Source organism: Methanothermococcus okinawensis IH1 (genome assembly GCF_000179575.2).
Taxonomy (GTDB): domain Archaea; phylum AGJL01; class Methanococci; order Methanococcales; family Methanococcaceae; genus Methanofervidicoccus; species Methanofervidicoccus okinawensis.
The window spans coordinates 438,017-451,586 of record NC_015636.1 but is presented as its reverse complement, the minus strand read 5'-3'; the positions used below and the strand labels follow the sequence as shown (position 1 = coordinate 451,586).

Below are 13,570 nucleotides of genomic sequence, written 5' to 3'. Positions count from 1 at the left end.
AAAGATGAAATATAAAAATATCAAAAGAAAATAATAATATTAAATTAACTCATTTTGCATTCAAATATGTCAATAACACCTATTTCTTTTAAATGTTCAAGTAATTCCTCTTTTTTATTATTATTCACTAAGATTACCACAACTCCACCGCCTCCAGCACCTGAGAGTTTTGCACCATATCCATATTTTTTCCCGATATTTACAACCTTATCCATCTTTTCAGTAGATACACCTAACTGTTTTAACAATTCATGATTTTTTACCATTAATTTTCCGAGCTCCTGCATGCTGTTTATAGACTCTGCCTTATCCACAATTTCACCTATGGATTTAAATATTTCATTTTTATATGGATGATTTGCTACCTCATTTACGAGCTCGGCTGTTTTTTTCTTTCGTTCTTCAACATGAACTATTAAGAAATTACATTTTTTAAGTAAATTATGTAGATTGGAATTTTTCATTAACTCAAATGTGTTGTTTTTAATTTTTAATATAGTGTTATATGTGATGGTTGCAGTATCGGTTATGCTGGCTTTACCCTGAACCTCCTTTTCAACGGAATATGCTATTTTAGCTATTTCATCGTCGGATAATTTTATATTGTTTGCATGTAAAAATGACTTAATTGTGGTAATTATTACAGAAGCCGATGAACCTAAGCCACAGCTTACAGGAATATTTGAAGAAATAATCAATTTAAAAGGTTTTATTTTTTTGTTGTTATTAATATTCATATCATAGTCATCAAAATCGTGAATATTAAGTAAATTTTTTTTAATTAAATAGTTTGCAACATTTTTTAAAGAACATATTACATACTTCAAATCATTTTCGTAATCCTTTATATTTATATTTGGAAGGTCTTTAATATTTAATTTAATATTTTTATTCAAATCTTTCAAATCAATTATTATTTTATTTTTATTATTGTTTTCATTTTCAGAGCTCACAATCTCTCCCATAGTTTTTAAATCAACTGCCATTGAAATTGCTCCATACCCATCAACTACTGCATGTTCTCCAAATAATATAACTTTTGAAGGAGCTCCGATAATGTTATTAATATTATTACTGTATCTATCAATATTACTATTTTTATTATCATATTCATTATCATATTTATTTTCATTTTTATAATTAGATTTATTACTGGATTTATTATTTTTTTCAATCTTAATGTTATTGACACCCATTATCCCCACCTTCTAAGCCTCTTCAATACAACGGTATCTTTGTTATTTACATTCCCATCAAATTCAGCAGTTAAATATCCCTTAGTTCCAAAAGTGCCTTTTATTTTACCTTTTATGTTTTTTTCTGGAATAAATACTTCTTCTCCAATAAGTTTTTCAGCGGATAATTTTGAATTTGCCAATCCTTCAATAAATACCCTATTTTTATTTAGTTTTATGGTTCCAGTTTTTACAACTTCTTTTTTAATATTTAAGTCTTTTGCACTTATAAACTCGACTATTTCACCTTTACCACATATTCTAAGTGTTGTAGGTGGTAAATCCAACCGTGTTATAAGTATGCTGTCCCCTACTTCTGCAACTACATTTTCATCCAGTTCAAATGCACAGTAGCATTCATCCCCTTTTGCAACCTCTTTTAAAATAATATTTTCAGTTTTTCCATTAATCTCTATTTTTTTAAATGGAATTGCAATTGCAGGAACAATTAACATTCCAACATTCAAATGAACCTTCATTTTTGGTTTTATACTGTATTTAAATATATCCGATATTTTTATTTTTGCCACAATATTATTGACAATTTTTAAATTGCTGTCATTTGAGGTTAAAACACATCCTCTGAATATCTGTTTTGCATCAACACCGCTAAGTGCCATTCCAATCCTATCTCCTGCAACTGCTTCATTTACATCCTTTTTAAATCTTTGAATACTTTTAACTTTTATAGCCTCCATATTCAATGGTAAAATCTTTAATTCATCTCCGACTTTTACCTTTCCCTTTAATATTGTTCCTGTAATCACTGTTCCTATTCCTTTTATTGGAAAGGCGTGGTCTATGGGCATTTTAAAATAATCATCTATATTCCTAATAATTTTCATATTATCTAGGGTTTCTTTTATAGTGTTTTTTAAATTATCTATTCCTATATTTTCTTTTGCAGAAATTCTTAATATTTTGCTACCTTTTAGGTTTTCTGTTGAATTTAGGATAGCATTTACAAATGTTTCTGTTCTTTTTATATCCTCATCAGATGCCATATCTATTTTTGTTATAACCACAATTGTTGGTATATTAAAATAATCAAGTATAAGAAGATGCTCTCCTGTCTGTGTTTTTGGTCCCTCCCTTGCATCCACAACTAAAAGAGCCAAATCTATAATATCCGCTGCACTAACTACGGCTTTTATTAAATCTGCATGCCCTGGTGCATCTACAAGGGTAATTAAATAATTCTCTATATTAAATGATGAAAAGCCAATATCTATTGTAATACCTCTTTTTTTAGATTCTGGAAGTTTGTCAAGTGAGGATGTGGAAGCTATTTCTGTTAAAATTCTCGCCAATGATGTTTTTCCATGGTCTATATGTCCAAATATGCCCAAATTTATATTTTTAACCATAATTATCCCCTATTTAGATACATACATATTTATATCTATACATTTATATTTATTATATATTTTATTATTTATATTAATGGTGAAATAATGATAAATGATAATGATTATATTTTATAATTAAAATGCTATATAGATATAATGCTATAATGATTTAAGGATAATATATCATATAATACTTTAAAAATAATATAATCTTTTTATATTTTATAATAATGTTATAATTATACTTGGTGATAAATTGATACCTGATTCATTGAAAAAGGAAATATTAATTATGGGATGTGGTAATCTATTATTTGCAGATGATGGATTTGGATATGAGGTAATTACACGATTGGAAAAATCGGAGCTCCCAGAAAATGTTGGAATAATTGATGCTGGAACTGGTGGTTCATTCTATTTAATGTCAATAATGGATGAAGAATGCAAAGTTAAAAAAATAATAATTGTTGATATTATTGACTTTGGATTACCACCTGGAACATTGAAAAAATTTGGTGTGGAGGAGCTCCCAAACATTGAAAAATATAATTTTGATGCCCATGACCTTCCACTTGCACCTTATTTGATAGATGCCAGTAAAAAAGGTATAGATGTTGTAATAATTGGATGTCAAGCTAAATATGTTTCTGAACCTAACATTGAAATAGGATTAACTGATGAAGTTAAAAATTCCCTCGATGATGCAGTTAAAATGATATTGGATGAGTTAAATGAAGTTAAAAAATAATATTATATAATTATTATAATTTAAAAAATTTGTTTTCTTTTGATAATTTATTTTTTCTTCCATATAACATACCCAAGAATTATAAATATGAATATAATTACAACACCATATAAATAATAATTTATTTTATTATTTTCAGTTTTTTTGATTGTATTATCATTAGAATTTTGGATGTTATTATTAAATTTATTTAAATTACCAATTTTTTTATATTTTCCATTGTTAAATATATACAAGGATGAGTCATTTCCAATTAAAAGAAATGTTTTTCCATTATTATGTTTTACATCTACTGGATTTAAATTATCAGTATTTATTTCAACAATGTTGTTATTTTTTAAGTTTATTTTTTCAATACCTAAACTGTAATTTTTAATTTTATATGAGTAATTATAGTCTATGTTTGCCAAATTATTTAATCTTTCTAAACCTTCAATATCTACTGTTTTTGTTCCAACTTTTATTTCTTTATATTCTGTAAAATAGCGTGGAGGTGTTCTATTATTCTGTTTATATTCTTTTATTTCTTCCTTACTAAAATTCGTTTTAACCTTAACTTTTTCTATTTTATAAGTATCTACGACTATATTTTTTGGATATACCAAATAAACATTGTCTTTATCTATTGGAAAAACCTTAGGAAATGCTTTATATATGCATTTATTTGTGTTAATGGTCTTTATTGTATTTAGGTTATCATCCAAAATGTATAATTTATCATTACCTACGCCAATGAAATTATTTCCATATTTGTTATAAACTATTTGGGATAATGAACCATTAAACATCTTAAAATCATAAAAACTGCTGCTGTTGTATTTTACAAAACATGAGATATTATTATACACATACTTTAAACGGTCATCATTTTGCATATACGCTACTGAAAAAATTCCTTTGGTGTAAATAAGCCAATATTTATCTTTTGAATTGTAATCAAAGCAGTAATTTTCTGAATAATGATATCTATAAGAGTAGTAATTTTTAGAGTGATTAACATGGTTAAATAAGTATTTTTCTAACTTTGAACTTAATTCATAATAAAATCCATGATAACAATATCTAACCCATATAATATTATTAGATGATGTATTATACTTTAATTCAATTAATATTGGTTCTGCCCCCATTCCTTCCTTATTATCAAAACATGCCAAAACTTCCTTATTGTTACTTTTTAATTTATGATAATCTCCAAGGACTCTCCCATCTAAATATAAAGTTCTATTCTTAATATCTAATTTACCAATATGATAGCCATCCCAAGCATTATATACAACATAACTTTTATTTCCTAAGATAAAAATATCCCTATAAGGCTTATAATAATGTCCAAAATGTTTATTAATCTCATCATTTGTATAGGTTTTATTCATCCAGGTAATAACTATATATTTTGGAGTTATATTATACAGAGTTCCATTGTATAGATAGATATCATTGTTATAAATTAAATATAATGCCGAGGTTGATTGGGTTTTAATATTTGATGCATTTGCAGAGGATATTAATATAAAAAAACTTAAAAATATTATAAAATATTTTTTTATCATTTTATCACCTTAAAAAATTAATATATAAAATTAAAATATAGATAAGTTAGAATGTGTTACCATTCTGGACAAGTATATCTAACTCTATCAATAACTTCCTTTTCTATATCAAAATAATATGCTCTCTGTGGCCAAATATCACCAACTTTAGAATCTTTCTGTGCATCAACATATTTACAATCTCTTAATACTTTATTAGAATCGCTAAGAACTTTGCTATCAGCTTCCAATTCAATATATGAATTTTGTGATGCGTTATGTACCCAATTTAAAATCTCAACAAATTTTTCATATGTGTATTCCGAACCATCCATCATGGTATCTTTTTGATAGTAATTTGGCTGACAAAATACATAATTAAAATATCTCATAGTATTTTTTACTCCAGAATCTTCGAGTTGTTGAGTAGTTCTCCCCCCTAATGAAGGAATCCATATAACTTGTTGATATCGTTCATTTCGTATATAATTCGACAACTCATTTAATTCAGAATCAGTTATATATCCCCAATTTACTTGCCCACATGATTCTAATTCCAATAAAATCCAATTTGGTAGCCACTAGTATTGTTATATATACCATCTACATACCCTTTCCAATACTCCAATCCTCTTTTTTCTCCAGCGTTGTTACCACCTTCTTCATAATAGGGAATTGCAACAAAGTAATCTATTCCTCTTAAATGTGGGTCTAACCATATTCCCAGTTCTTTACCATCATTATACCCATTATCATATGAATAACCACTTTGTGGAAGAGATTTCCCTTCACTAACTTCCAAAGCAATTGCATAGTTAAAATTTCTATTTAATAAATCACTTACCTCTCCATTGAATCTTTTTTCATATTGGTTCATATTATATTCAAAGTACCACAATGCATAACTTCCCATAAATTATTCGCCTCCTTTGGTTTTTAAGAGAGTATAGGCTAGAACCATTTAGGTTCATAATCGCCAAGGTCGGCTCCGAACATCCCCTTAAAATGTTCATTATCGCCGACCTTATTTTAATTAATGTTTTTAAGTGTGCTTTAAATTTTCTTAATGTCCTTATTAATTTTTCATTTTTTTATAGTTATGTATTATACATAAACTATTATATATATATCTATTTAAATTAAATAGAAAATTATTTAAAATAAATTTAATTTTTATTATTTATTTAATAGTATTTTTGATTATATTTAAATATGTAAAATTAATTTAAAAATATGAGTAGAATATATAAGGGCTATTCAATAGAGGTCTATAAATACCAAATAATAAATTACAGAAATACCTCTCAATAATCATTTAACTATGAAAAAAATTCCAATATAAAATTTTGAACTCATTAATTTCCCTAGATTTTTTTTAAATAATTCTTATAAATAGCCCGTATTATTAAACCAATTAATACCCACCCATACATGGATAGCGGAATAATTATAAAAGGGCTATAATAATCACTTCCACTCATATTTTTAGAAACAAATAATTTAACATAAATAAATAAAGGTAGTGATAAGATATTAAATAACCAGTTTGGAATCTCGAATTGTAAGAATGGAACTACTAATCCAAATATTGCCAAAAATAACAAAAATTTATTTTTTCTCAAAATATATATTGTAGTTAAAATTATTCCTAAAAGTAAAAACAAGTTAAATATATAAAATAATAACTCTAAATTTACAGATTGATTTACAAATTGTAGGATTAATGCTATAAAACATAATATGGATAAAATTAAAAATGACTTATCTCTTTTAATATTCCAAAATATTATTGATACAATTAATAAGCCCAAATATAAAAGAAAAATATTATTAAAGAATCCAATTAAACCACCCCTATTTAAGGCTTATAATCAAGAATCATATATTGTGTCCTCCTTAAACAGTCTTTTATTCCAGTATTAACATAGAGGCAATAATTGTATAGATAGATATTGTTGTTATAAATTAAATATAATGCCGAAGTTTGTTGAGTTTTAATATTTAATGCATTTGTAGAGGAGATTAATATAAAAGAACTCAATAATAATAAAATTAAAAGACATTTTTTTATCATTATTTCATCTCTATTATTTTATCTATTGTCATATAGATAGTTATTAATCTAACGACATAAATAATTAATGGCAGATTTCTATCATAGTTATAAGATTGATGTAAGGTAATCTCAATAACTGCACATATAATTCCAACCAATAAAAAGCCAATATCAATTTTTAACAATTCTTTTACGATAGGATTTTCTTTATTAAACAGATAAATTCCAATTAAAACAAATGTAGAGCAGGATATTACTGAGATAACATAAAGTAAATAATTAAATGCATGGTTGGAGATTGAAGATACAGAAAAACCTATAATAATATATAAAATTAACCAAATAAAGAATCCAACTATGGCTCCTACTGATTTGTTTTTTAATCTTATTTTATTTTCCTGTTCATTCTCATTTGGATTCATAGTTTCACCAACATTCCATTTAAAACTAATTATAAGTTATATTTTTAAAATAATTCCTAAAAATTCTTCCAATAACAATTAAAAAATAAAAAACATAGAAATCTTTAATATATTCGAAAAATAAATATTTTAAATCAAATAGGTTAGAGGGCATTATACTAATATATCCATAAATGTATGATGGAATAAGTGATATTAAAATACATCCACCTACTAATACCATGATTGCAAAATACTCGACTGAAATATGATTTTTTATATTAATACTAAAACTATTATTATCGTTTATAACTTTAAAAATTATTATAGGGGATATAATTAAGAATATCCAGTAAAATATAGACAGTACTATATAATATGGCGTATTATAGGATATTGGATAAAATATACAAAGTATTGGATAAAATAAACCATCTATTACACTTGAAAAAGCCCATGTAATTTCATGAATTATTATAAACGGGTAGTAGGATATAACATAAAATGGTAAAAGGTTAGATATCACATTAAATGTCGTATATTTTATAATTTTCTCTAAAATCATATATAAACCATAATTTATAACACCAAATATTGCCATAAAAATTAGTATAACTAAGTTTATTTTAACCCCTGCTATAAATAATTGATTTTAAATCACTCCATTTTGGTAAGGAGTCTCCATTATCATCTGTTATAATTAAACCTATATACCCATATATTAAAATAGAAAATGGTAATATCGATAAAAAATCGATTATTTCCTGTGGAGTTGCACAGTATATTTGAAATATACAATATGCAGTTAGCATCATAAATATTTGAAATAGATAACATATTGTTAGTATAAGGGCTCCGATAAATAATTTTTTAATGTCTTTAAGTGGAAATAAAAATGGTTCTTTTATGTAATTTATTGTGAAAGATTTAAAGTTCATAATCTACCCTTATTGAATTTATTTAAGAATTTATTTAAGAATTATCGGAGCTCCGATAAACTAAGTAATATTGAAAATTATAGTCAAAGACAGAACTTTGTTAATTATTAATTCACATACAATAAAACCTATGTGATACTTATAGTTTCTATACAATAAAATGAGACAATATTAGGTTAATAAATTTCTATTAATTAAATTTGTTATGTCGAGAACTATAATAACAGTATTAAGAGAATTAAAATTCTTTCTTTTATTTTTTTATAGGTGAAAATATGAATCGTAATGGTTTGTTATTTGGAATATTTCTTTGGATTATTATTGTAGTGTTTTTATATATGGGTTTTGCAATTTTTCCAAATAAGGCATATAACTATGTATGCTATTCATTAACTACTATTTCGATATCAACTTGCTGTATAATTGGATTGTATTTAACAAATAAAGATAATTTAGTAATACAAAAGTTCTTAAAAATTGATATTTTTTGGCTATTTATAGGGATACTCTTAATGATTTTTGAAATTATACTGAATAAATATCATTCGTACGATATGTATTTACCTTTAATAATATATTTTGGTAGATTGATATCAATATATGTAGATAATGATTTAAGCATTATAAATCCTAAATAATTATAGTTCTCGACATAACAAATTTAATTAATAGAAATTTATTAACCTAATATTATCTCACTTTGTTGTATAAACTGTAAGTATCACATTTATCAAGAATATTGAATTTAAGTTATATAATTGCATACTTTTTCAGAGATATTACCAATAATTGGAAATTTAAAGCATTTTCCACCAGACGAATAATACACTCCCAATAAAATAGGGGTTATAATCACTAAGAGATATAACAACCCTATAATTATAGTAAGTATGCCATAAAAATCCCCATATTCATATTTTACTGATAATATAGCAAGGTTATTACAATAATTCATAAAAAATGAAAGTGTCAATGATATAAATGCCCCTATAATTATATGTATAAATAATGCTTGAACAGAATGAAATAAGATAAATTTATTTTTTCTGAAAATGATTGCAAATATTAATGGAACCAAAACTGGAATTGGTATGTAAAATAAATAAGGTAAAGCAGCCAATGTATGTTCTATATTTATATTTCTTACCACATAATCACCCAATAAAAACATCATTCTTAGAAAAATTATTTAAAAAATAAGAGATATAAAATTCGATTTTAATACCTAAACATCTATTTCTTATTAATTAATAACTTTAACATGTATCACATCTGAATTCCACATATAGTTCCATGGAATTCCAACTGGTTGTAGTCCTATTTTACCTTTAATCTCTTTATTTCCAGTGCTAATATATTTTATAATTAAATGCTTTGTATCGGATAATCCATCACCTAATATATCTAAATCTGACCAATAGAGTATCGTGCAAGGTCCCAAAATATGTTCATGCACACCAGTACCCATAGGAAGATTAATGGATTGTCCGCTTGATAGTTTATATACCGCAGTAGGATTACCATCTTCAATATATTTTACACCTGGTGGAAGTATAACATAGTATTTAATAAACACGAGCGGATCATTTGAATTGTATCTCGCGTTTGTATCTACTTTCAAGTAATCTTCTGCCCCAATATTAACCACAGGTTCTGGTAACTCTAAAATAATATTACATCTCGGAGTAATGCCTGTCCTTATATTGGGCATATATTTATTTCCACCCAATAATTTCTGGTAGGTTATATATTCTATTGGGTTATTTTTTGTTATTTTTGTATGTATTAATACCCCATTTTTATATATGCTAACATGGTAGCCGTCTTTCAGTTTTACAGTTTTTAGAGTATATATATTATTTCCATTTACATTTAATTCCTTTATGGTCATTGTAGAGTAATCTTTTGAAATTATATATTCTATTTTTCCATTATTTTCAAAATTATTGATAATCTCAATTTTGTTATCTAATATTTTTACATTATTAGCTGCCTTCTGAACGCTAATATCCTTATGACTTCCAATATTATCTCCTGATATAGTCACTGGTGTAGCTAACACACTACCAATTAAGCATAGCATAGCCACAGCAGCGAAACCTTTAAATATATTTAGGTTCATAATTTATTCGCCTCCTTTGGTTTTTAAGGGAGTATAGGCTAGAACCATTTAGGTTCATAATCGCCAAGGTCGGCTCCGAACATCCCCTTAAAATGTTCATTATCGCCGACCTTATTTTAATTAATGTTTTTAAGTGTGCTTTAAATTTTCTCAATGTCCTTATTAATTTTTCATTTTTTTATGGTTATGTATTATACATAAACTATTATATATATATCGATTTAAATTAAATAGAAAATTATTTAAATTAAATTTAAATATTTAACTATTAACCTAAAATTTTTAAGATATTCAAAAAATAAATATTTTAAATTAAAAGATAAACCAGAAACTTTGGTAGTATATATAAACATAAAATGGAATAACCGATATTAAAATACATCCAATTAGGGTGGGTCATTTTGCATTTTCTTTAAATATCAACACCAAATATTAAAAAATTTAATCGTTTCTATATATATGAAAATTAAAAAGTTAATGGAAACGAATTATTATGACCCACGCTAATACATCCAATTATTATATCATGGTTGCAAAATAATATGTAATAAAATATATATCAATAGTAATATTTAATAATAGTCTATTTTATAATGTTTTAATTAGTTTTATTGATTATATGCTATTTTAATATCGATTATTGGAGTTCCCTCATAGGCATCTATTTTTTCAATAAATATATTGTTCTCATCTATTTTTGAAATTTTGGCTTCATATAAAGCTATTGGATTTGGTCTAATTGGAGAGCGAGTGGAGAATACACCCCTAATAGGATTATGTGGATTACCTAAGGGATGGACTTTTAATGTTTTCCTTTTTTGTGGAGTGTCGCTTTTATCAAACCATAAAATTAATACTATTTTTAATCCTTCTTTTAATCCATCCAATCCTTCTTTATACTCTTCAAAAATATTTAGAACTGTTTTATCATCTAACTGTTTAATGTATCCTATTGGATGTATTTTGAATTCCATAATATCCTCTATCATTAGTCTTAATTATTTTATTATATAAAAACTTCTTAAATTCTTCAAAAGCTCTTTTTCTGTGGGAAATTTCACTTTTTTCTTCTGTTTTCATCTCTGCAAAAGTTCTATCTTCACCATCTGGAATAAAAATACTGTCGTATGCAAAGCCATATCCTTTACTTCTTATTTCATGGGCTACTTTTCCTTCTATAACTCCTTTAAATAATTTTACGCCATTTTCATCACAGTATCCTATTACTGTTTTAAAATATGCCTTTCTATTTTCGCCTTCTATATCCTCTAAAAGTTTTAAAATACCTTCGTTTCCCAAAGTCTCCTGAACATACTTTGAGTATGTTCCTGGAAATCCATTGAGAGCTCCTATAAAAAATCCACTATCTTCAACAATTATGGGTTTTTTTATTTTTTCATAAACATATTTCGCCCCAAATTCTGAAACTTCCTCCAATGTTCCCTGTATTTCAGGATAAGGGCATTTTAAATGTTCAACAGATATATTTTTTAAATCCTTTAAAATAATATTGGCCTCTTTAATTTTATTCGGATTCCCCGTTGCAAAGTAAATTTTCATTAAATCACCAAATACCGCCTTTATTTTTATTATTTTAGTTATTTTTTAATTTTATTTTTAATTATTATTTTTTTCTTTATTTATTCTCTTTTAAAATTTCGTAGTATATCTTAGCCATATTTATTAAATCATTTAGTTTTATATGTTCGTTCGGTTGATGTGCCGTTTCTTCACCAATTCCCCAAACAACCGTATCATAATTTTTTGCCCTTAAAAATGCTCCAACTGTGCCTCCACCCATACCGCATAATATCGGTTCTTTGTTCAATACCTTTTTTATAGCATTTCCGAGCTCGACAATTATTTCAGAATTTTCAGGTGTTTTTTGTGAGAGCTCCTTTTGAAGAATTTCATATTCGATTGTTATATGTTTTTCTTCCCCTCTGTCGTAGTATTTCAAATATTTATTAATATTATCTTTAAAGAGAATAATAAATTCATTTATATCTTTTAAAATTTCCTCAACATTGTAATCAGGCAATATTCTGCAATCAAAGCATAATTCTACATAGCCTGGAATAGTATTTACATTTTCAACATTGTTAAAAATCATAGTAGGTTCAAAGGTTGAGTAAGGCGGAGAAAATAAATTATCTCTCTTAGTGTATTTGTTATACAGTATATTATAAAGGTTATTTGCAAAATTAAATGCCAAAATATCCGCATTAATACCGTGGTTTGGAGCACTTCCATGACATTGTTTTCCTTTAATTTTAAATTTAATCCATAGTATATTTTTTTCTGCTATTTCTATATAGTTTCCATCAGGAGTTCCAAAATCTGGCACTATTATTAAGTCATTTTTGTTAAAAATCTCTTTTTCATATTTTAATATGTGCTGAATACCATAATTACTTCCACTTTCCTCATCAGATACAAATATTAAGCTTAAATTATATTTAGGACAAAATTTATCCTTATTATCAAAAATCATCTTTAACAATAGTAAAGATGAAACTATGCCCTTATGGTTATCCTCACTACCTCTTCCATATATATTGCCGTTTTTAATCACAGGTTCGTATGGATTTGTATCCCATAAATTAATATCTCCCTCTGGAACAGTATCAAGATGAGAAATTATGTGGAGTGTTCTATCCTTTCCAAAATCAAATTTTGCCACAATATTTGGTCGGATTATACCTTTGTCATCTTTTATAGTATAATGTTTTACTGAATAATTTTTTACATTATATTCCTTTATATATTCATTTAATTTATTTAATACATAATCTGCCTTTTCTTTTTCCCCAACTCCACCAAATGCTGGATTGACTGAATTTACTCTGATTAAATCTGATGCTATTTTTATAGTTTCATCCATTAAATTGGTATTCTTCATAATATCCCCTTGTATGTGAATAATATATTAATAAATTAAAAAATCATAAAAATATTAAATTTTTTATAATGGAGTATTTATTACCATATATATTATAAGAAATTAAATGCAATAAATATATCGTTCCTTAAATATTAAAAACCTAATCATTATCTGTATGACCGGAGCTCATACTAATTATAAAATCTTTAATATTATGAAATAAAAAAATATATATTAAAATACAATGAAACATAAAAAGAATGAAAAAAAGAAATTATATAACCAATTTTACCGTTAAATATATA

14 protein-coding genes are annotated in these 13,570 nt (G+C 25.6%); 2 read left to right on the top strand and 12 right to left on the bottom strand.

Annotated features, from left to right (window positions below; genetic code table 11):
* Positions 1-44: 44 nt before the first annotated feature.
* Together mvk and selB are read right to left on the bottom strand one after the other, a co-directional pair.
* A complete protein-coding gene (mvk, locus tag METOK_RS02220) occupies positions 45-1,196 on the bottom strand; it encodes a mevalonate kinase (protein WP_013866616.1) in 1,152 nt (383 codons plus the stop codon).
* A complete protein-coding gene (gene selB, locus METOK_RS02215; RefSeq protein ID WP_013866615.1) occupies positions 1,196-2,602 on the bottom strand; it encodes a selenocysteine-specific translation elongation factor in 1,407 nt (468 codons plus the stop codon). Before selB ends, mvk begins: the two co-directional genes overlap by 1 nt.
* A gap of 238 nt (positions 2,603-2,840) precedes the next feature.
* On the opposite strand from selB, the gene frhD reads away from it, so the two are divergent.
* On the top strand, positions 2,841-3,332 hold the full coding sequence (frhD, locus tag METOK_RS02210; protein ID WP_013866614.1) for a coenzyme F420-reducing hydrogenase, FrhD protein: 492 nt from the start codon (positions 2,841-2,843) through the stop codon (positions 3,330-3,332).
* 47 nt (positions 3,333-3,379) lie between these two features.
* Here the strand turns inward: frhD and METOK_RS02205 are convergent, their stop codons facing one another.
* The 5 genes from METOK_RS02205 to METOK_RS02185 all read right to left on the bottom strand — a co-directional run bounded on the left by METOK_RS02205 (position 3,380) and on the right by METOK_RS02185 (position 8,259).
* Positions 3,380-4,885, bottom strand: a complete 1,506-nt coding sequence (locus METOK_RS02205) for a hypothetical protein (RefSeq protein WP_013866613.1) — start codon at positions 4,883-4,885, stop codon at positions 3,380-3,382.
* A gap of 56 nt (positions 4,886-4,941) precedes the next feature.
* Complete coding sequence (locus METOK_RS08335; protein ID WP_052293966.1) at positions 4,942-5,424, bottom strand: DUF4855 domain-containing protein; 483 nt, start codon at positions 5,422-5,424, stop codon at positions 4,942-4,944.
* Positions 5,415-5,762 carry a hypothetical protein gene (locus tag METOK_RS08330; RefSeq protein ID WP_157198865.1) on the bottom strand — a complete coding sequence of 116 codons (348 nt, stop codon included), beginning with the start codon at positions 5,760-5,762 and terminating at the stop codon, positions 5,415-5,417. Before METOK_RS08330 ends, METOK_RS08335 begins: the two co-directional genes overlap by 10 nt.
* A 1,175-nt stretch (positions 5,763-6,937) precedes the next feature.
* A complete protein-coding gene (locus METOK_RS02195) occupies positions 6,938-7,342 on the bottom strand; it encodes a hypothetical protein (RefSeq protein ID WP_013866611.1) in 405 nt (134 codons plus the stop codon).
* Between the two features lie 605 nt (positions 7,343-7,947).
* Complete coding sequence (locus tag METOK_RS02185; RefSeq protein ID WP_013866609.1) at positions 7,948-8,259, bottom strand: hypothetical protein; 312 nt, start codon at positions 8,257-8,259, stop codon at positions 7,948-7,950.
* A gap of 275 nt (positions 8,260-8,534) precedes the next feature.
* Between METOK_RS02185 and METOK_RS02180 the strand changes: the two genes are divergently transcribed.
* Positions 8,535-8,897, top strand: a complete 363-nt coding sequence (locus tag METOK_RS02180) for a hypothetical protein (protein WP_013866608.1) — start codon at positions 8,535-8,537, stop codon at positions 8,895-8,897.
* 107 nt (positions 8,898-9,004) lie between these two features.
* Here the strand turns inward: METOK_RS02180 and METOK_RS02175 are convergent, their stop codons facing one another.
* The 5 genes from METOK_RS02175 to METOK_RS02155 all read right to left on the bottom strand — a co-directional run bounded on the left by METOK_RS02175 (position 9,005) and on the right by METOK_RS02155 (position 13,283).
* The gene (locus METOK_RS02175; protein ID WP_052293964.1) at positions 9,005-9,409 is read right to left on the bottom strand and encodes a hypothetical protein; all 405 of its coding nucleotides are present in this window, start codon (positions 9,407-9,409) and stop codon (positions 9,005-9,007) included.
* A gap of 93 nt (positions 9,410-9,502) precedes the next feature.
* A complete protein-coding gene (locus METOK_RS02170) occupies positions 9,503-10,381 on the bottom strand; it encodes a hypothetical protein (RefSeq protein WP_013866606.1) in 879 nt (292 codons plus the stop codon).
* 608 nt (positions 10,382-10,989) lie between these two features.
* A complete protein-coding gene (gene tsaA / locus METOK_RS02165) occupies positions 10,990-11,355 on the bottom strand; it encodes a tRNA (N6-threonylcarbamoyladenosine(37)-N6)-methyltransferase TrmO (RefSeq protein ID WP_013866605.1) in 366 nt (121 codons plus the stop codon).
* Positions 11,321-11,941 (bottom strand): XTP/dITP diphosphatase, encoded by a 621-nt coding sequence (locus METOK_RS02160; protein ID WP_013866604.1) that lies wholly within the window; start codon positions 11,939-11,941, stop codon positions 11,321-11,323. The genes tsaA and METOK_RS02160 overlap by 35 nt, the downstream gene beginning before the upstream one ends.
* A 76-nt stretch (positions 11,942-12,017) precedes the next feature.
* Entirely contained in the window at positions 12,018-13,283 is a 1,266-nt protein-coding gene (locus tag METOK_RS02155) for a M20 family metallo-hydrolase (protein WP_013866603.1), read from the bottom strand.
* Between the last annotated feature and the right edge of the window lie 287 nt (positions 13,284-13,570).

Bases quoted from the DNA above. Each gene is read 5' to 3' on its own strand.
- METOK_RS02160 (WP_013866604.1), bottom strand. From the start codon at position 11,941: ATGAAAATTTACTTTGCAACGGGGAATCCGAATAAAATTAAAGAGGCC.
- METOK_RS02155 (WP_013866603.1), bottom strand. From the start codon at position 13,283: ATGAAGAATACCAATTTAATGGATGAAACTATAAAAATAGCATCAGAT.
- tsaA (WP_013866605.1), bottom strand. From the start codon at position 11,355: ATGGAATTCAAAATACATCCAATAGGATACATTAAACAGTTAGATGAT.
- METOK_RS02205 (WP_013866613.1), bottom strand. From the start codon at position 4,885: ATGATAAAAAAATATTTTATAATATTTTTAAGTTTTTTTATATTAATA.
- mvk (WP_013866616.1), bottom strand. From the start codon at position 1,196: ATGGGTGTCAATAACATTAAGATTGAAAAAAATAATAAATCCAGTAAT.
- METOK_RS02180 (WP_013866608.1), top strand. From the start codon at position 8,535: ATGAATCGTAATGGTTTGTTATTTGGAATATTTCTTTGGATTATTATT.
- METOK_RS02170 (WP_013866606.1), bottom strand. From the start codon at position 10,381: ATGAACCTAAATATATTTAAAGGTTTCGCTGCTGTGGCTATGCTATGC.
- METOK_RS02185 (WP_013866609.1), bottom strand. From the start codon at position 8,259: ATGAACTTTAAATCTTTCACAATAAATTACATAAAAGAACCATTTTTA.
- selB (WP_013866615.1), bottom strand. From the start codon at position 2,602: ATGGTTAAAAATATAAATTTGGGCATATTTGGACATATAGACCATGGA.
- METOK_RS02195 (WP_013866611.1), bottom strand. From the start codon at position 7,342: ATGAATCCAAATGAGAATGAACAGGAAAATAAAATAAGATTAAAAAAC.